General features: G+C 48.2%; 11 protein-coding genes. 7 read left to right on the top strand and 4 right to left on the bottom strand.

What is annotated here, in order from left to right; translation table 11 throughout:
* Positions 1–84 precede the first annotated feature (84 nt).
* The 6 genes from T360_RS0106675 to T360_RS0106650 all read left to right on the top strand — a co-directional run bounded on the left by T360_RS0106675 (position 85) and on the right by T360_RS0106650 (position 8,945).
* Positions 85–2,022: a glycoside hydrolase family 97 protein gene (locus T360_RS0106675; protein ID WP_028912094.1), complete on the top strand. Its 1,938-nt coding sequence runs from the start codon at positions 85–87 to the stop codon at positions 2,020–2,022.
* An 8-nt stretch (positions 2,023–2,030) separates the two neighbouring features.
* The gene (locus T360_RS0106670; RefSeq protein WP_028912093.1) at positions 2,031–3,845 is read left to right on the top strand and encodes a glycoside hydrolase family 2 protein; all 1,815 of its coding nucleotides are present in this window, start codon (positions 2,031–2,033) and stop codon (positions 3,843–3,845) included.
* A 21-nt stretch (positions 3,846–3,866) separates the two neighbouring features.
* The gene (locus T360_RS0106665) at positions 3,867–6,206 is read left to right on the top strand and encodes a glycoside hydrolase family 3 C-terminal domain-containing protein (protein ID WP_028912092.1); all 2,340 of its coding nucleotides are present in this window, start codon (positions 3,867–3,869) and stop codon (positions 6,204–6,206) included.
* Positions 6,207–6,301: 95 nt separating this feature from the next.
* Complete coding sequence (locus T360_RS0106660; RefSeq protein ID WP_028912091.1) at positions 6,302–6,787, top strand: DUF3836 domain-containing protein; 486 nt, start codon at positions 6,302–6,304, stop codon at positions 6,785–6,787.
* Positions 6,788–6,903: 116 nt separating this feature from the next.
* Positions 6,904–7,749, top strand: coding sequence for a DUF3737 family protein (locus T360_RS0106655; RefSeq protein WP_028912090.1), 846 nt, complete (start codon positions 6,904–6,906; stop codon positions 7,747–7,749).
* Positions 7,746–8,945 carry a MalY/PatB family protein gene (locus tag T360_RS0106650; RefSeq protein ID WP_028912089.1) on the top strand — a complete coding sequence of 400 codons (1,200 nt, stop codon included), beginning with the start codon at positions 7,746–7,748 and terminating at the stop codon, positions 8,943–8,945. Before T360_RS0106655 ends, T360_RS0106650 begins: the two co-directional genes overlap by 4 nt.
* Before the next feature lie 84 nt (positions 8,946–9,029).
* Here T360_RS0106650 and T360_RS0106645 read toward each other — a convergent pair whose 3' ends face one another.
* Positions 9,030–11,063 (bottom strand): hypothetical protein, encoded by a 2,034-nt coding sequence (locus T360_RS0106645; RefSeq protein ID WP_028912088.1) that lies wholly within the window; start codon positions 11,061–11,063, stop codon positions 9,030–9,032.
* A gap of 102 nt (positions 11,064–11,165) precedes the next feature.
* Here T360_RS0106645 and T360_RS15965 point away from each other — a divergent pair, with 102 nt between their 5' ends.
* The gene (locus T360_RS15965; protein WP_081772725.1) at positions 11,166–13,976 is read left to right on the top strand and encodes a family 43 glycosylhydrolase; all 2,811 of its coding nucleotides are present in this window, start codon (positions 11,166–11,168) and stop codon (positions 13,974–13,976) included.
* A 180-nt stretch (positions 13,977–14,156) separates the two neighbouring features.
* Here the strand turns inward: T360_RS15965 and secDF are convergent, their stop codons facing one another.
* The 3 genes from secDF to T360_RS0106625 all read right to left on the bottom strand — a co-directional run bounded on the left by secDF (position 14,157) and on the right by T360_RS0106625 (position 19,336).
* The gene (gene secDF, locus T360_RS0106635) at positions 14,157–17,186 is read right to left on the bottom strand and encodes a protein translocase subunit SecDF (protein WP_028912087.1); all 3,030 of its coding nucleotides are present in this window, start codon (positions 17,184–17,186) and stop codon (positions 14,157–14,159) included.
* A 108-nt stretch (positions 17,187–17,294) separates the two neighbouring features.
* Positions 17,295–18,395 carry an endonuclease/exonuclease/phosphatase family protein gene (locus T360_RS0106630; RefSeq protein ID WP_028912086.1) on the bottom strand — a complete coding sequence of 367 codons (1,101 nt, stop codon included), beginning with the start codon at positions 18,393–18,395 and terminating at the stop codon, positions 17,295–17,297.
* Complete coding sequence (locus tag T360_RS0106625) at positions 18,392–19,336, bottom strand: rhomboid family intramembrane serine protease (RefSeq protein WP_028912085.1); 945 nt, start codon at positions 19,334–19,336, stop codon at positions 18,392–18,394. The genes T360_RS0106630 and T360_RS0106625 overlap by 4 nt, the downstream gene beginning before the upstream one ends.
* Between the last annotated feature and the right edge of the window lie 234 nt (positions 19,337–19,570).

Here is a 19,570-nt window from a genome sequence, read left to right as displayed (position 1 = left end):
ACAATTTGTTAACGTTAGGGAGCTTTTGGCGTTGGTAGATAATTCGTATCTTTGCAACCAAAATATCAACTTTTCTAACGAACTATGATCAGAAATGTGTTTTTGATGGCAGCATTGCTGTCGGTAAGCCTCTGCCGTGCAGAGGAGGTAACGGTGAAATCACCAAGTGGAAATCTGGAAGTTGCTGTGAGCGATGAGGGTGGCAAGGCCACGTATCAGGTGCTGCTCGATGGTAAGCAGATGGTAAGCAAGTCGAACTTAGGCTTGAATACGAGTATCGGTGATTTGACCCAAGGTTTAAAAATTGTTGCCAACAAGACCGAGGCTGTGGAAAAGCAGTACGATATCCGTACCGTTAAGGCTTCGCACATCAACTATAAAGCCAATAAGCTCACGCTGACGCTTGAGAACGCACAGAAGCTGCAGATGACCGTTACCTTTATGGTAGCCGACAATGATGTGGCTTTTAAATATGGTATTGCCAAAGCCCCACGTGGCATGCAGCGCACGCTGATATTTGGCGAGGCCACCAGTTTTAACTTCCCTGATGGTACGACCACCTTTATTTCGCCACAGATTGGTCCCAAGACAGGTTGGTCGCAAACCAAACCCAGTTACGAGGAGGGTTACAGTGTTGACGGACAACTGAATGAGAAGTCGCAGTATGGTCACGGCTATACCTTCCCCTGCTTGTTCCACTTGCAGGATGGTTGGGCGCTGGTGAGCGAGACAGGTACTACCGGTGCTTACTGCGGTACCCATATTTCTGATTATCAGCCAGGTGTAGGCTATACTATTGCCTTCCCCGATAAGGGCGAGAATGGTGGCTTCGGTTCCGAGTTTGTAGCGCAGTCGCTGCCAGCCGAGACCCCTTGGCGCACCATCACCGTGGGTTCAACCCTGAAGCCAATTGTTGAGACGACCGTCAGCTACGATGTGGTTGATCCGCTCTATGAGCCAGCCTATGATTATAAGGAAGGACGTTACACCTGGAGCTGGCTTATCTGGCAGGATGGGGCTACCAACTATGCTGATCAGGTGAAGCTGATCGACTTGGCATCGACCATGGGTTATGAGTACTGCTTGGTAGATGCCCTTTGGGATACCCAGATAGGACGCGAAAAGATGGTAGAGCTGTCGCAGTATGCCCAGTCGAAGGGGGTGAGTCTGATGCTGTGGTACAACTCTAATGGTTATTGGAACGATGCCCCTCAAGGACCGCGTAACTGTCTGAACACCTCGCTGGCACGCAATCGCGAGTTCAAGTGGTTGCAGCAGATTGGTGTCAAGGGCATCAAGGTAGATTTCTTTGGTGGCGACAAGCAGGAAACACTGCAGCTCTATGAGGATATCATGGTGGATGCCAACCGTTACGGCATTCAGGTCATCTTCCACGGTTGCACCCTGCCTCGCGGTTGGGAGCGCATGTTCCCCAACTTTGTGGCTTCCGAGGCTGTGCTGGCCAGCGAGAACGTATTCTTCGGCGAGGGTGCTGCCATCCACGAGCCCTTCGACCTCACCCTGCATCCCTTCTGTCGTAATGCTGTAGCCTCGATGGACTGGGGGGGTGTGATCATGAATAAGTATCTGAGTCGCGACAACAAGAGTCGTCACTCTCGTAAAACCACCGATATCTTCGAGATAGCTTCGGGCATCACCAACCAGACATCTATCCAGTGTGTGGCCATGTATCCCAACAACCTGCAGGAACTGCCACAGTTCGAGCTCGATTTCCTGAAGGCGTTGCCTACCACATGGGATGAGACACACTTTATTGATGGTTATCCTGGCAAGTATGTTGTGCTGGCCCGTCGCCATGGTGCCGACTGGTATATCGCAGGCTTGAATGCCCAGAAAGAGCCCATCAAGCTCACACTCGATCTCAGCATGCTAGCTGGCAAGACATCAACCATCTATGTGGATAACCAGAAAGGCGAGCCCACCATGGGCATCTTGAAGGTGGATAAGAAAGGTAAGGCTAAGGTTACCATCCAGCCTAACGGAGGACTAATCATCAAATAATAAGTGATATGAAGAAATTACTAACTACTATGTTGCTGGCTGTGAGCGGTGTGTTCACAGCTGTCGCTGCAGAGTTGGCATTGCCATTAATCCAGAATGTGAATGCCTACGAGACTTGTTCGCTCAACGGCGATTGGAACTATATTGTTGATGTGCAGGAAGAGGGTTACTACGACTATCGTATGAACCCCATGCGCAACGGATTCTTTATCAATGCCAAACCCCAGAAGCCTGAGGATTTGATAGAGTACGACTTCGATAAATCACCCACGATGAAGATTCCTTCTGACTGGAACACGCAGGACGAGCGCCTGTTCTTCTACGAGGGAACGGTGTGGTTTAAGAAGAGTTTCCAGGCTGTGCCTATGAACGAGTGCCGCACCCTGCTGTATTTTGGTGCTGTCAACTACGACTGTCATGTGTGGGTGAACGGCAAGAAAGCTGGTCATCATGTGGGTGGCTTCACCGCTTTCAACTTCGATATCAGTAACCTGTTGAAGCAGGGTGAGAACACTGTCATCGTCAAGGTAGATAACAAGCGCCATGCCGAGGATGTGCCCACACAGATCTTCGACTGGTGGAACTATGGTGGCATCACCCGCGATGTGAAGCTGGTCAAAGTGCCTATGAACTATCTGGAGAATTACGATCTGCAGCTGAAAAAGGCCGCCGACAAGGCTAAGGTGAGAGAGCTCGCTTTCTCTGCTCAGATGAATACCAAGGAGGCTGGTCATCAGGTAGAGTTGTATATCCCTGAACTGAAATTGAAGCAGCAGTTCACTACCGATGCCGAAGGTTGTGTAAGCGGTATCGTGAAAGTGGCTGCTAAGAAACTGCAGCTCTGGTGCCCAGAGAACCCTAAGCGCTATGACGTGCAGATCACACTCGATACAGGCATGACAGCTGATTCTATTGGTTTCCGTACCATCGAGACCCGCGACAAGCAGATCTTGCTCAATGGTAAACCCATCTTCCTGAAGGGTATCTCTATTCATAACGAGAAACCCAATGGCGGCGGACGTGCCAACAGTGTTGAGGATGCTCATACATTGCTGTCGTGGGCCAAGGAATTGGGCTGTAACTTTGTGCGTCTGGCCCACTATCCTCACCACGAGGAAATGGTGCGCGAGGCTGAGCGAATGGGTATTCTGGTGTGGAGCGAGATTCCTGTCTATTGGACCATCGCATGGACCAATCAGGCTACCTTCGAGAATGCTAAGCAGCAGCTTACCGATATGATTGCTCGCGACCATAATCGCGCCAACGTCATTATCTGGAGTATTGCCAATGAGACCCCACACTCTGCTGAACGTGATAAGTTCTTAGGTGGCTTGGCTAAGTATGCCCGCACACTCGACAACACCCGTCTTATCTCGATGGCTATGGAGGTGACAGGTGCTTCGAACTATGTGAACCGCCTGAACGATAATATGAACGAGTATGTGGATGTGGTGAGCTTCAACCAGTATATCGGTTGGTATCGCGACGTGAATGATGCGCCTAAGATGAAATGGGAGATTCCCTATAATAAACCAGTGATTATCAGTGAGTTCGGCGGTGGCGCCCGTTACGGCTATCATGGTGCCAAGAACCAGCGCTGGACCGAGGAGTTCCAGGAGAACCTCTATAAGGAGAATACTGCTATGCTTGATAAGATTGACGGACTGGCAGGTACCACTCCTTGGATTCTGAAGGACTTCCGTTCGCCTCGTCGTGTGCTGCCTGGGGTGCAGGACTACTACAACCGCAAGGGCTTGCTGAGCGATAAGGGCGAGAAGAAACTGGCCTTCTATGTGCTCAAAAAGTGGTACGAATCAAAGTAATATTATATAAGGTATAAACCAATGAAAAAGAATCTAAAGACTATAGGCAGTGGCGTTTTGATGACATGCGCTGCAATTATTTCAAGTTGTAACACCACACCTGATATGGAACAGCAAATAGATGAACTCTACCAGAAGATGCCTCAGGAGGAGCGCATCGCTCAGCTCAAGAGTATGTATATGGACGAACTCTTTGATGCTGATGGCAAGTTAGATACAGTCAAGTGCAAGCAGCTGATACCTTATGGCATCGGTCATTTCTCGCAGTTCTGCATGCAGCAGCCTCGCGATCCAAATGAATTGCGTGATCGCGCTGTGGCCATTCAGGACTGGCTGATGCACCATACGCCCAACGGTATCCCAGCCCTCTTGCACGAAGAGGTGCTCTCGGGTATCAATACCTTAGGTTCTACCATCTATCCCCAGCAGATAGGTCAGGCAGGCTCGTTCAACCCCGAGTTGGCTGCGCTGAAAACTCGTCAGACCAGTACCCAATTGCGCAAGATGGGTGGTATCTTTGCCCTCTCGCCCATGGTGGATGTGTGTCGCACACCCAGTTTTAATCGTTTGGAAGAGTCGTATGGCGAGGATGGTTATCTGTCGGCTGTGATGGGTACCGCCTTTGTCGACGGTCTGCAGCAAGGCGATCTGAAGAAAGGTGTGGGTGCCTGCTCTAAACACTATCTGGGTTATGGCGGTGGTGGCGATGCCGAAGAAAAGGAGATGATGGAAGAGATTCTGTTGCCTCACGAGACCATGATCCGATTGGCTGGTAGTGTGGCTGTGATGCCCGGCTATCACGAGGTGCATGGCACCAAGTGCGTGGCTAACAGCGAGATACTGCAGGATATCCTGCGTGGCTACGTGGGTTTTGATGGTATGGTGGTGAGCGACTATACCGCTATCGACCAGATTCCGAATATCGACAGCGCCGTAGAGAAGGCAGCCGCTGCCATCAACGGTGGTAACGATGTCGATTTCCCCTTTGGTGCCAACTATCAGCTTCTGCAGGAGGCTATCGATAAGGGGCTGGTGAAGCCCGAGGTGCTGGAGCGCGCCGTCAAGAATGTGCTGCGCACCAAGTTCCGTATGGGACTTTTTGATAAGGATGCTTACCTCTATTCGAAAGAGAACATCAAGCTTGACACCCCCGAGGAACGACAGACAGCCTACGATATCGCAGCTCAGAGTGTAGTACTGCTCGAAAACAATGGTGTGCTGCCATTGAAGGATGTGAAGAACGTACTCCTGACTGGTCCTAACGCCAACTCTATCTGGGCCATGTGTGGCGACTATACCTATCCTGCCATGTCGTACTTCTGGAAGAAGGTGGATTATAAGTCGGAGAATCCCCATATCGTCACCCTCTTAGAAGGTATGAAACGCTCTCAACTAAATGTGATGTACTCGCGTGGTTGCGACTGGACGGAGGAGATTGAAACCAAATACGGCGAACTGGGCGATGCACGTGCCTGGGAGTACGAGTTGCTGCACCGTAAGGTTGACTCAGGTGAAAAGGCAGATAAAGCCGAAGCCCTGAAGATGGCCAAGGATGCTGATGTGATCATTGCAGCCGTAGGCGAGAATGTGATGCTTTGTGGTGAGAACCGCGATCGTCAAGGGTTGCGCCTGCCAGGGCAGCAAGAGCAGTTTGTAGAGGAGCTGATCCAGACAGGCAAACCTATCGTGCTGGTGATGTTTGGCGGACGTGCCCAGGTGATTTCTGGCCTGGCCGAGAAGTGTGCTGCCATTATCCAGGCCTGGTATCCCGGCGAGGAGGGCGGTAACGCTGTAGCCGATATCCTTTGCGGCAAAGTGTCGCCATCGGCTAAGCTGTCTGTCAGCTATCCTAACGTAGAGATCAATGAGCCTATCTGCTATAATTATTCGGCTGAGAAGGATCCTCGTATCCAGTGGCCTTTCGGCTATGGCTTGAGCTATACCACCTTTGAGTATGCTAACTTAGAGGCTACTACAGAGGTGACAACCAAGGATGAAAACTTTACTGTGACCTTTGATGTGAAGAATACAGGAAAGATGGCTGCCGATGAGGTGGCACAGATCTACCTCTCGCCAACTGATAAGAGTCAGCAGATTCGTCCTATTCAGTTGCAGGGCTTTGCCCGTGTGTCGCTCAAACCTGGTGAAACCAAGAAAATCAGCGTGAAGATGTACACCGAGCAGTTAGGTTATTATAGTAATGATGGCCAGCGCCAGTGGAACATCCAGCCTGGTAAGTATCTCATTAAGGTAGGTGCTTCGTCGCAGGATATCAAGCTGCAGCAGGAGATAAACGTGAGTGGTGAGCTCGTTAAAAAGCCTCTGAGAAAGTACTATTTTTCGGAGGCCAAACAGATTTAACCTAATGATAACATTCAAATAACTTAATGCTCGTGTAGTTTTTCGTACCTTTGCAACGTCAAACAGATAAAATAACAATTTAAACTGTAAACGGTATGGAAGCAATCATCACAGCAGCAACGGTACTCACCATGTACTTCAACGCTATCAACAGCAACGATGCTAACTATCTGTATAATGCAGATATGGAGGATGGCGTAGTGAACAAGATTGAGGTCTACGAGCAGAACGCTGAGCACCCAATGGCTCAGAAAATGGAATATCGTTATGAATACGATGAAAAGGGTCGACTTGCCAACAAGGAGATGCTGAGCTGGGATGAAGCCAAGAAAACGTGGCAGAAGAGTTCACGCTTGACTTATAAGTACTATAAGAATGGCTATAACGTTGAGGTTAGCCAGTGGAATGCCAAGAAGCAAGCCTACGACCTGCCCTCAGAAGTAACACTCTATCGTTCTCAGGCTCCAAATCTTACAACGGTTAAGACCTATAAGATGAATGAGACCCGCGACAATATGTACCTCACCAGTCGTATGGTTGTGATGGAGCCTTTAGACACCAATTTGCTTGCAATTAAGTAAATTCTCTCTCTTAAAATTATAAAAACCCTTAAAGGGTGACAGAATCCGTGATCGCGAGATGCTGATTACGGATTTTTTTTGTAACTTTGCACACGGTTTTTAATGATACAAAAACAATGGAACTGATTAAAGGTAAGGAATTTGGAGGCGAGAGGCCTCTGTTTGCCACTCATGATTTGAGATTAGAAGAGATTACAATTGTAGATGGAGAGTCTGGTATCAAACAATGCCAGAACATGGAATGTTTCGACAGTAAATTTTATGGTAAGTATCCTTGGTGGCATGTTGATGGCGCCAAGATTGAACGTTGCTATTTCGCACCAGGTTCACGTTCGGCCATCTGGTACACCAACGATCTGGTGATGAAGGATTGTACTATCGATGGTCCTAAGTTCTTCCGCGAGATGAAGAACGTAGAACTGGAGAACGTGGTGATTAACGATGCCGATGAGACCTTCTGGAAGGTGGATGGCTTGAAACTGAAGAATGTGAAGCTGCACGAGGGAACCTATCCCTTCATGTTCTCTAAGAATATCTATGTAGATGGCTTGGAGAGTGATGCAAAATACGTATTCCAATACTGTGAGAATGTAGAGATTCACAACGCTAAGATCCTGACAAAGGATTCGTTCTGGGAGTGCGAGAATATCACTGTCTATGATTCTACACTTGATGGCGAGTATCTGGCTTGGCACTCTAAGAATGTGCGCTTGGTTAACTGTCACTTGGCTGGCGAGCAGCTGCTGTGCTATGCTAAGAACCTGGTGCTCGAGAACTGTACTTTCGATGCCGCTTGCGACCGTGTGTTTGAGTATTCTGAGGTTGAGGCTGATATCAAGGGACATATTGAGAACATCAAGAACCCAACCAGCGGACATATCGTTGCAGATTCGATTGGTTCTATCACCATCGATGAGAACGTGCGCCAGCCTAATAACTGTGTGATTGAGACTAGAAAATGAAATACAACTTCGATGAATTGATAGAACGACGTGGCACCGGCTGCGTGAAGTGGGATGAAAGGCCACAGGTAGGCGAGCAGAGCGCGGGAATGACAACTCTTTCTGATGTCATCCCCCTTTGGGTGGCCGATATGGACTTCAAGGCCGCTCCTGCCATTCAGGAAGCCGTTCGTAAGCGTGCCGAGCATGGCGTGTTTGGCTATACGGTGGTAGAGGACGACTACTACGAGGCTGTTATCTCTTGGTTCCAGCGTCGCCACGACTGGACCATACAGCGCGAGGAGATCCTCTATACTACAGGTGTGGTGCCTGCCATGTCGGTAGCTATCAAGGCGCTTGCTATGCCTGGTGAGAAGGTGCTGATTCTCTCGCCCGACTACAACTGCTTCTTCTCATCTGTTAAGAATAACGGATGCGAGGTGCTGGAATCAGGACTGAAGCGCGTAGGTGATACCTTCGAGGTGGATTGGGAGGATTTCGAGGCGAAATGTGCCGACGAGAAGACCACAGTATTTCTGCTGTGCAATCCTCACAACCCCACAGGACGTGTGTGGAGCAAGACCGAGCTGATGCAGATGAACGATATCTGTCTGAAATATGGTGTGAAGGTGGTGAGCGATGAGATCCATTGCGAACTGATGATGCCTGGTTATAAGTTCCAGCCGTTTGCCGCTGTGAGCGAGGCTTGTCGCCAGAATAGCGTTGTTCTTAACTCACCTTCAAAGTCGTTTAATATCGCAGGCTTGCAGGCTGCCAACATCATCTGTTCACAGCCTTCATGGCGCCGCAGATTGGATCGCGCTATCAATATCAACGAGGTATGCGACCTGAATCCCTTTGGTCCTGTAGCTCTGAAAGCGGCTTACAACGAGAGCGAAGACTGGATAGATGAGCTGAACCAGTATCTCTGGGGAAACTATCAGCTGCTTTGCGAGTTTGTTGAGGCTAACATCCCCCAGTGGAAGGTTTGTAAACTCGAGGGCACCTATCTGCCTTGGGTAGATATCTCGGCCATGAACATCACGTCGCAGGCACTCTGTGATAAGCTGCTTACTGAAGCTAAAGTATGGTTGAATCCAGGTACGATGTATGGCCCTCAGACGGGCGAAGGCTATGTGCGATTCAACATTGCTACGCAGCGTTCGCGTCTGAAAGAAGCTCTGGAAAGAATCAAGTGCTTTCTGGATGAAAAGTAAATTCAGTGAAATCGCAAAACAAATTCACTGAATTTGATGACCAAATTCAGTGAATTTGCTATTAAAGATATTAGCTTAATGCGATTAGTTAATCAGGAATACCTTGGTAAGACCATTGTAGGTTGCCTTGATGGTAGCACGGCCTTCTACAATTTTGCTTAATTCAAACTTTACTTCAGGTACATCAGATGTGGCTACAATCTTTGAGTTGTCGCTCACTTTGCCATATACCTGGTAGCGGGTCTGGTCGGTATAGCCGTTCAGATTAGTAAAGCGGATGGGCGTTGTGGGCATGACTAACTTTTCGCCATCAACCTCAATGTTAATCTGAGGCACAACAGGCGCTTCAAACTTTTCGCCAGCCTTTGAGAAACCAATACCGTGTAGGTCGAATAACCCCTGTGGGCGCTGAGGTCTGCGAGGACCCCACTGTGGGCGCGTTGGAGCAGCTATCTCAGCACCCTCGGCTACCAGATAGATAGCATGCTTACCCTGCAATCCTTCTACGGCAGGAGCGTTTACAGAGTAGATACGTGCTGCGCGTGGTGCATCGGCAGGAATATCCAAAACGGCAATATCTTCACCTTCCCATGGATTATCCAGACGTACATGAATCTTAAAGGCACCATGTCCGCCAGGTGTCAGGTTTAGGTTCAGTGTGGCGCCATCACCTTTGCTGATGCCCTTAAAGGCCTTGATACCCTTGGTATCGGTAGTTAATCCACCAAAGCCAAAGTACTTAAAGCCTACGATGCCGGTGTTGGTGATACCTGCCAAATCCATCGAGTTGTTCCAGATATCGTGGTTGTCCTGCATCCACTCGTTGCTATTGGTGCCGCCAGTCATGAAGCAGGCGATACCAGCCGAATAGTACTGATAAGGAGGCAAACCGAAAATCTGGAAACCTTCAGAGGTGACCTCGGCACCTGTATATTCTGTACCATCGGTAGCTTTGGCTGTCCAGCTGTTGTCTGTGGCGTATGGGTCGTAGCCTGTAATCTTTACAGTACCACCTTTGGCTACAGGTTTCTTGTCCCAAGTGATTTTTACAGGTGCAACCATTGCCTGACGGGCATAGCCAAAGCCGCGTGGTGGACGGTGATAGAACACGTACCACTGACCATTGATCTCCTGAATAGAACCATGCGTGTTGTGGGCTGCATTGGTGGTGATGAGTTTGCCACCATCCTGACCTGCTACAATGCCGCGAGAGTCAACCAGCACACCACCTGAGCGCCAAGGACCGAGAGGCGAATCACCAAAGGCATAGCGCAGAGCCGAGTTGGTGTTGCTCTGTCCGTATTCCTTGCCGCTATAGCCCGAGAACACCATCACGTATTTGTTGCCAACCTGACGGATGCTTGAAGCTTCAAAGAAGTTGAAGTCGAGTGGATCTTGACCTTCATAAAGTGCCTTGTATTCAGAGCCTGGCTTGTCGAGTAGTTTTCCTCCAGCGCTGCTGGCGGGGATAAAGGGATCGATAAGTTCGGTTCCCTCGCGCTGAGAGTACATTGTGTTCTGATCCAACTCGCAGGCAGTAGAGTGCTGGAAACCATAGAATACGTAGGCACGGAACCCCTTATTGTAGTCCTTGTCTTTCTTGTTGGTGATGTTCTCAATAAACACGCTGGGGTCGAAGTCGATGAGCGAGCCAGGTAGGCATTTTCTGCCATCCTCTGTGAGGTTGATAGGTGTGAACGGACCGTTAGGACGGTCGCCCTTACAAACCATAGCCACGCGCTGCCAACCGCGAGAGTGGGGATACAGATAGTAGGTCTTCTTGCCTGTAGCCTTGTCTTTTACCTCTACCAAATCGGGTGCAAACATAGTGTCCCATTGGCCATCTACGTAATGGGTAAAGATAGGGCCTTCGTCGCGCCATTGACTTAAGTCTTCAACGGGGGCCGACCACATGCGAATATCGCTACCGCAGTAGGCTGTGTAGTTGGTGTCGTGCGAACCAATAATGTAAGCACGGTACTTGCCGGGGCGGTCGGGGTCTTCAAAGACACGGGGTTCGCCATCAGGCAGATGTTCCCAAAGCGGGAGGTAGGGATTCTGTGCCTTTGCCGACAGTACGGCTAGCAACAGAAGGGGTAACATTAAAAGTCTTTTCATTTGAATATGAGTTGAGTTTAGTGATAACTTGCTTGCAAAATTAGCAAATAATCTAATTCGATAACGTTATTTTTGAAAGAATTATTTATCTTTGCAACATATATGAAAGTAATTGTAACTTTTGCAGCGTTTTTGTGTGTATTGCCAATGCGCTCAGCCGACTTTAACATTAAAAGTTATGGTGCCAAAAACGACACCACAGTACTCTCTACACATGCTTTACAACAGGCCATTGATGCTTGTGCTGATGCTGGTGGTGGGCGTGTGGTGGTGCCTGCCGGTATATATAAGATAGGTACGATACAGCTAAAGAGTCATGTTCACCTTTATCTCGAACAAGGTGCTACGCTCTATGGCAGTACGCGTTTAGAGGATTATATACCGATGAAATCAGACTATTTGTCGCTTCGTACTCAAACTACCACCATTCAACTTATCTATGCTGATGGTGTGCAGGATGTGTCGATAGATGGTTTGGGTACGATAGACGGACGAGGGCGCGCCTTTAAAAAACTGTCATGGAATGATGAGGGTATCACCCGTCCGCATCTGCTTCGGTTTATCCAGAGCCAGGATATCTTTGTGCGTGGCATCACTTTACGCAATTCGGGCTGCTGGATGCAGCACTATCTGGCTTGCGACCGTTTGACTATCGATGGGATCAAGGTTTTTAATCGCAACAACTATAATAACGATGCACTGGATATTGATGGTTGTCATGAGGTGATTGTGCGTGGTATGATGGCCGATAGCGACGATGATGGTATAACGCTGAAGAGTACCTCGCCTCGTCTTTGCGAGAATATACGCATCAGCGATTGTGTGGTGTCGAGCCATTGTAATGCCGTTAAACTTGGAACTGAGACGAATGGCGGCTTCCGCAATATCAATATCAGTGGCATCGTGGTTAAACCCAGCTACGACCAGCAGGAGAAGTTCTTCGGACAGTGGATTGGCTCGTCGGCTATCTCGCTTGAGATCGTTGATGGTGGTGTACTGGAGAATGTAATGATAGCCGATTTCACCGTCGATGGAACTGAATCGCCTATCTTTGTACGCTTAGGTCATCGCGGACGTGGTTATAAAGCCGGGCAGCATATCAGTCATGTAGGCTCCATAGATGGGGTGCATATCAATAATATCCAGATTCGCAATGCCGGTTCTATGGGCTGCTCTATAACCGGACTGCCTGGTCATCCTGTTCGCCATGTGTATCTATCCAATATCTCTTTGCATCATAAAGGTGGGGTGAAGGCGGAACAGTTAACCGAAATTGCTGATTCTATTGCTGATGAAAAGGCTGCTAGCTATCCTGAAGCAACGATGTGGGGAAATCTGCCAGCCAAAGGTTTCTTTGTACGTCATGCTCGTGGTGTGCAGTTCTCAAATGTACATGTGTCAACAATAGAAGAGGACGCACGTCCGGATTTCGTGGAAGTTGATACCGAAGGTTGGGGCGACCAGGGCGATGGTACATATCGTAACCCAGTATTGAATGCCGATTTCTCCGATCCTGATGTGATTCGCGTGGGTAATAAGTTCTATATGGTGGCTTCTGATTTCCATTTTATGGGTATGCAGGTGCTGGAGAGTGATGATATGGTTAACTGGCACTATGTTAGTCAGATTTATCGCCGTCTTGATGAGCCCGGTTGGGATGCCAATCAGCACTATGCCGGTGGCTCCTGGGCGCCCAGCATCCGTTATCATAACGGCCTGTTCTACGTTTATTTCTGCACCCCCGATGAAGGCCTCTATATGTCGACAGCCAGCAATCCTCATGGTCCCTGGGCACCGCTGCACCTTGTAAAGCGTGTGGCAAAATGGGAAGACCCATGTCCGTTTTGGGACGAAGATGGTCTGGCTTATCTGGGGCGTAGTCAGCATGGTGCAGGTCCCATCATTGTGCATCGTATGTCGGCCGACGGCAGGACGCTGCTCGATGAAGGTAAAACGGTATATGAAGGACCTGTAGCTGAAGGTACTAAATTTATGAAGCGTCATGGCTGGTACTATCTCATTATCCCTGAGGGTGGAGTAGGAACAGGCTGGCAAACGGTGTTGCGATCACGTAACATCTATGGTCCTTACGAGCGCCGTGTGGTGTTAGAACAAGGTTCAACCAACATCAACGGTCCTCACCAAGGTGCTTTAGTTGATGCACCTGACGGTTCGTGGTGGTTCTATCACTTTCAGGAGACGCCAGTGTTAGGACGCGTCGTTCATCTGCAACCGGCCCGTTGGGAGGCCGACTGGCCTGTGATGGGTGTCGATTATGACAAGAATGGAGTAGGCGAGCCTGTGGTTGCATGGAAAAAGCCTATTTCATCCACATCAGTAGTCAGTTTCCCTGCCTGTGACGATTTCTCTGGTCCTTTAGGATTGCAATGGCAATGGAATCATAATCCGGTGGATACGCATTGGAATCTCACTGAACGCAAAGGTTGGCTCACACTCAAGGCGATGCCAGCAGACAGTCTGAAGCAGGTGCGCAATATGCTTACGCAGAAAGTGATTGGCTATCAGAGCGAGAGTGTAACCAAAGTCAGCATCACAGGTAACAGCTATGCTGGTCTTTTCTGTTCTGGTAAACGGTTCTGTGGCGTGGGCCTCTGTAAGGATGGCGTGTTTACCGAGTTCGGTGGTCAGCGTGAACTTGTAGCCAAGGGTAGCTTTCGAGAGGTTTGGCTTAAGGTCATCAACGATTGTCAACAGAATCGCCACCTATTTTATTATAGTATAGATGGGCAGCATTATCAGCCCGCAGGTAGGCCATTTGCTATGCAAGGGGGCTATTGGAAAGGTATCCGTGTGGGGCTGTTTGACTATATTCCTACAGGCAAGATAAAGGTAAAGAGTCAGATATCATCGTGTGCCCAATTCGACTATTTCAATCAAAAATACGCTCAATAGTTTGGTTGATTGCTAAAAATCTCGTACCTTTGCACACGAAAGAACACGCGCCCTGATAGTTAAATGGATATAACAAGGTCCTCCTAAGACTTAGTTCCGCGTTCGATTCGCGGTCGGGGTACGAAAAAAGAGCTGCATTCCATAGCGGAACGCAGCTCTTTTTGTTATACGAGTGTATGATTACTTCTTCTCAGCAACCTCTACGTCGTCCTCCTTGATAGTACGGCCCATCCAAAGGAAGGCTGTAGGAGCAGCGATGAAGAGTGAACTCAGAGTACCGAATACAACACCCAGGATCATAGCCAGAGAGAACGAGCGGATGCTATCACCACCAAGGATGAAGATAGCCAACAGCACGATCAGAGTGGTTACAGAGGTGTTGATGGTACGAGCCAGTGTCTGGTTCAGCGAGTCGTTGAACAACTGCTGACGGTCACGCTTGCCATACAGACCGATGTTCTCACGGATACGGTCGAATACAACCACCTTATCGTTGATAGAGTAACCGATAACGGTCAGGATAGCACCGATAAATACCTGGTCGATCTCGAGCGACATTGGAACCCAACCCCAGCACAGTGAGTAAACACCGATTACGAGCAGGGCATCGAGAGCCAGAGCTACAACAGCACCTACAGAGAATGCCAGGTTGCGGAAACGCAGCAGGATGTAGAGGAAGATAGCAATCAGAGCGATACATACGCTGATGATAGCACCATGAGTGATATCCTTAGCTACAGAAGGACCTACCTTTGCAGAGCTGATGATTGAACCACCCTCACGAACATCAGGATTCTTGAATGCCTCAACGCTCTCCTGACTTACGAGACCAGCTTTCTTCAGAGCACCGAACAGGATGTTCTCAGCCTTGTCGTCAACCTCAGGATTGTTTGACTCGATATCCCAGTTGGTAGAGATACGAACGGTCTTACCATCAGTACCCAGAGCGATAACAGAGGTGTTAGCCTCCTGGTTTGCCTTCTCACCGATAGTGTTGATGAAGGCACCTGTCATAGCCTTACGAACCTCCTCAACAGGAGTCTGCTTATCGAGAGTTACAACATAGTTGCGACCACCAGTGAAGTCGATGCTCTGGCTCAGACCACGAACGAAGAATGAACCAATGCAAACTACAGCGAATACAGCCCAGATAGCGTAGGTCTTCTTGTAAGATCCCATGAAGTTGAACTTGGCATTCTGCATCAGGTTCTTTGAGTAACCTGTTACGAAGGTCAGGTTAGTCCACTTATCCTTGCTCAGCATAGCATCGTAAACCACACGAGTGAGGTAAACGGCTGTGAAGAATGAGATAACGATACCAATGATCCAAGTGGTAGCGAAGCCCTTTACAGGACCAGTACCGAAGTAGAGCAGAATGATACCTGTAATCAGCGAAGTGAAGTTAGAGTCGAAGATAGCGCTGAAAGCGTTAGAGTAACCCTTGTTAAGTGCTTCTTTCACACCCAGACCTTTCTTCAGCTCCTCCTTGATACGCTCGTAGATAAGCACGTTGGCATCCACAGCAGTACCCAGAGTCAGTACGATACCGGCGATACCAGGCATTGTCAGAGCTGCCTGGAACGATGTCAGGATACCCAGTGTGAAGAACAGGTTGAACAGCAGAGCAATATCTGAGAGCAATCCTGGTACGAAACCGTAAAGCATAATCATGTAGATCATCAGGAGCACGAAGGCTACGATGAATGAGATGATACCCTGCTGGATAGACTGAGCACCCAGTGAAGGACCAACAACCTCTTCCTGTACGATGCGGGTTGGAGCAGGCATCTTACCTGAGTTCAGTGTGTTAGCCAGGTCCTTAGTATCCTCGATGGTGAAGTTACCAGTGATCTGAGAGTTACCGCCGTCGATCTGAGTGAGGATACGTGGAGCAGAATAAACTGCGTCGTCGAGTACGATAGCTACAGCCTTACCAATGTTCTGCTTGGTGATCTGGCTCCAACGACGAGCACCGTCAGAGTTCATCTGCATAGATACTGATGGGTGACCCATCTGGTCGAAGTCGTCCTTAGAGCTGGTGATCACATCACCTTCCAGTGGAGCACGACCTGAAGGCTCAGTAATCTTCAGAGCGTAGAGCTCAAAGATGTCACCCTTGGTGTTCTGACCACCGAAGTCCTCGGCTTTAGCACCCCAACGGAGTTTCAGCTCGGCAGGGAAGATGCGGCTTGCCAGATCAGAGTAGATCATCTTGTTGATCTCTGCGGTATCACGAGCATTAGCATAACCAACTACAGCGAGGGTGTTACCCTGAGTAGGCTGGAAGATAGAGAACAATGGGTTCTGCTTCTTAGCCATCTCAATAGCCTTGTTATCCTTGGTGTTGTCCTTCTTAGCCAGCTTGGCAGCCAGGTCGCCAGTAGCAGCCTTAGCGCTATCTGCAGCAGCAGTAGCTACGCTGTCAACAGCTGTTGTGTCGGCAGCCTCGGCACCCTGAGCACCCCAGCGCTGATTCAGCTGAGCCAGCAGAGGAGTGATCTCCTGTGAGTTGTAGGTCTCCCAGAACTCGAGGTTGGCTGAACCCTGAAGCAGCTTACGAACACGCTCAGGCTCCTTGATACCAGGCATCTCTACCATGATACGACCGCTCTGGCCTTCGAGCTTCTGGATGTTGGGCTGAACAACGCCGAACTTATCGATACGGTTACGAACTACGTTGAATGAGTTGTCAACGGCACTCTGTACCTCTACACGCAGTGCGTTCTCAACTTCTGAGTCGCTTGACTGTGTGCTAACCTTGCCCTTCATCTGCTGAGTAGCAAAAATGGCAGCAAGTGGACGACCGTTGCCCTCCTGTTTCCAATACTTAATGAACAGTGAGATAAAGTCGTTCTGACTGGTCTCCTCTTCTTTCTTGGCAAGCTCCATTGCCTTCTTGTAGGCAGCATCAGTCTTGTGGTCAGCAAGTACGTCAACCACATCAGGTACTGATACCTCAAGAATAACGTTCATACCGCCCTTCAGGTCAAGACCCAGGCCAATCTCCATCTCACGGCACTGCTTCAGAGAATAGATGCCCATGTACACTTTCTCGTTGTTGATTGAATCGAGGTACTCCGCACCAGCCTCTTCGCCCATGGCAGCAGCCTTACTTTCGTAATGGCGTGTTACGAACGAGAAGGAAAGGTAGAAGCAGCACACGAGAATCAAAAGCACTGCGATAAATTTTACAATTCCTTTGTTTTGCATTTTGTTTTAAATTATTATATATTTATATTATTTTCTTTTCGCGTATAAAATAGCGTGCAAATATAGGCATTTTTTTACACAAGGAAAAATTTATTGGCATATTTTCACTCATTTTTGTGTATTACCTTCCATTTTTAAGGTGCAGATGATGGGATTATGGTCACTTGCATCCATTTTATCATCCACATAGCAGTTGTATGGCACAAACTGCTCTGATGCCAGTATATGGTCTATTCGTACGAAAAATCCTTTCTGATTATATGACAAACCGATGCCTTTTCCTGTCTCTTGATAGCAGTCTGTCAGTCCCTGGGCAATCGTGCGTCGAGAGTAGGAAATGGGGTTGTCATTGAAGTCACCGCAAACAATAATCGGGTATTGTCTGTGCGCTTCGATATAATCGTGTACAGCCTCTGCCTCAGGGGCTCGTTTAGCGGCATATTTGCCCAATTTCTCTATCAGGAACAGCGTCTCTGCCTTAGCAGTATCTTGCTCCATTTTGCCGCTTATCATCTGTTTGTATTTGTTGCGGTCTTCGGTCGATAGATGCGTGCCTTCTAAATGGTTGTTGATGACCAGTACAGTGTCAGCATCCACCTTGAGATAATAAGCCACAGAGCCATTGCCGGCCGACTCGTATTGTATGCGCTCTTTCTTGATAATGGGGAACTTAGTGTGAATGCCAACACCATTGATGCTGGCATCTTGAGGATTAAAGATAGTGGTGTCGTTATAGGGGTATATCTTCTCGTACCATTGCTTCACGTATCGGCGCCATGTATCTACATCTTCTTGCAGACAGACAATGTCGGCATTCTGTTCCTTCAGATATTCATATACCTTCTCAAAACCTTGCTCATATTTGTAGTTGCCACCATACTGGCATACGTTGTAAGATATCAGTTTGATGGTTCCTTCTGGTGGCGTCTGCGAGGTGTGCAGTGGCATATATAGCGTGATGGGGCCATATACTATTGCGAAGCCGAGAATGGGTATCCAAGCCTTGCGCCATTTAAACGTCAACCAAAAGAACAGGAAAAGAAGGTTGGCAATCAAGAATCCAGGGAAGGTCATGCCCATACAAGATAGTAGAGGGTGCTCTACTGGGTTAATACGGTCGGAGTAGCCCGACAATATTAACAGTAGTACAGTGGCCATATTGGCTCCTGCAATCAGGTTGACTGTGATGGCCTTGAGTTGCTTTATCATGACTGGTTGCTAGCATCGAAGAGTTTTTTCTTCTCTTCTTTAGTCAGACTATCATAACCACTCTTGCGAATCTTGTCAAGAATGGCATCTATCTCTTCTTGGTTCTGGCGTTTACGGGCATTGTAATCCATATCAGCATCCTTTGAGTTGGTGCCTCTGTTCACATGCATATTGGGATTGTTGTATCCGCTGCCTTGACGATGCTGGCGCTGCTCAAAGTTGCGTTTCAGGTTGTCGAAGAACTGCATGCCCCGTCCGCGATCGAAACCAGAGTTGGGGTGACGGTTCCAATAACGTATCATCAAGAAACCGAAAAGCATACCACCTAAGTGGGCCGTATGTGCCACACCATCACCACTTGTTCCCAACGCAGAGAAGAACTCAATGGCCACATAACCCAAAACAAACCACTTGGCCTTGATGGGGAAGGGGAAAGGGATGATGAACAGGCGCTCGTTAGGAAATGTCATACCGAAAGCTAGGATGACGGCATAGACAGCACCAGAGGCTCCAATTGTTGTCCAGGCATTCAGCTGCCAACTGAGTTGCTGTCCGATAGCAAATATCTCACCGAAAGTAACCGTTGGATCTTGGGCATGAATGGTCATGTAGAACTGTCCTAACTGTGCTATTTCCTGCAATAATCCGGCTCCGATACCACAAGTAATGTAATAAAAAAGGAACTTCTTGGGTCCCCATACGTTTTCTATGACGCAACCAAACATCCACAAGCCAAACATATTACTTAGAATATGCATGAAATTGGCATGCAAGAAAAGGTATGTTATGAGTTGATAAAGATGGAAGTCGTTGGCCATGAAAAAATGCAGGCCACCGATATCGGATAGGTCAAAACCGTGTAGCAGTAAGACCTTTGTTGCTAAGAACGCTATCAAGTTAATGATGAGCAAATTCTTTGTAATAGGGGGGATACGGAACATCATATCGTTTGTTATTTATCTATTTTACATTTTTCTAAGTGTTGCCTCTAGGCATCTTTCGACTGCAAAAATACTAAAATTATCTCTTTTTTAGCTCAAAATGACCGTGATAACAACTATTTTTTATTAAAAAGTGAATTTTTTCTGTTTTTTTGTTGTTTCTTTAAATACTTTCCCTTATATTTGCCAAAGAATTCGGCTATACATACAGTTATTACTATTAAATATTTTATT

Source organism: Prevotella sp. MA2016 (genome assembly GCF_000619825.1).
Taxonomy (GTDB): domain Bacteria; phylum Bacteroidota; class Bacteroidia; order Bacteroidales; family Bacteroidaceae; genus Prevotella.
The sequence above is the reverse complement of the archived record's forward strand: the minus strand, read 5'-3'. Positions and strand labels throughout refer to the sequence as shown.

Excerpts from the sequence above, each read along its gene's own strand:
- T360_RS0106675 (WP_028912094.1), top strand. The coding sequence starts at position 85 with ATGATCAGAAATGTGTTTTTGATGGCAGCATTGCTGTCGGTAAGCCTC.
- T360_RS0106670 (WP_028912093.1), top strand. The coding sequence starts at position 2,031 with ATGAAGAAATTACTAACTACTATGTTGCTGGCTGTGAGCGGTGTGTTC.
- T360_RS0106665 (WP_028912092.1), top strand. The coding sequence starts at position 3,867 with ATGAAAAAGAATCTAAAGACTATAGGCAGTGGCGTTTTGATGACATGC.
- T360_RS0106660 (WP_028912091.1), top strand. The coding sequence starts at position 6,302 with ATGGAAGCAATCATCACAGCAGCAACGGTACTCACCATGTACTTCAAC.
- T360_RS0106655 (WP_028912090.1), top strand. The coding sequence starts at position 6,904 with ATGGAACTGATTAAAGGTAAGGAATTTGGAGGCGAGAGGCCTCTGTTT.
- T360_RS0106650 (WP_028912089.1), top strand. The coding sequence starts at position 7,746 with ATGAAATACAACTTCGATGAATTGATAGAACGACGTGGCACCGGCTGC.
- T360_RS0106645 (WP_028912088.1), bottom strand. The coding sequence starts at position 11,063 with ATGAAAAGACTTTTAATGTTACCCCTTCTGTTGCTAGCCGTACTGTCG.
- T360_RS15965 (WP_081772725.1), top strand. The coding sequence starts at position 11,166 with ATGAAAGTAATTGTAACTTTTGCAGCGTTTTTGTGTGTATTGCCAATG.
- secDF (WP_028912087.1), bottom strand. The coding sequence starts at position 17,186 with ATGCAAAACAAAGGAATTGTAAAATTTATCGCAGTGCTTTTGATTCTC.
- T360_RS0106630 (WP_028912086.1), bottom strand. The coding sequence starts at position 18,395 with ATGATAAAGCAACTCAAGGCCATCACAGTCAACCTGATTGCAGGAGCC.
- T360_RS0106625 (WP_028912085.1), bottom strand. The coding sequence starts at position 19,336 with ATGTTCCGTATCCCCCCTATTACAAAGAATTTGCTCATCATTAACTTG.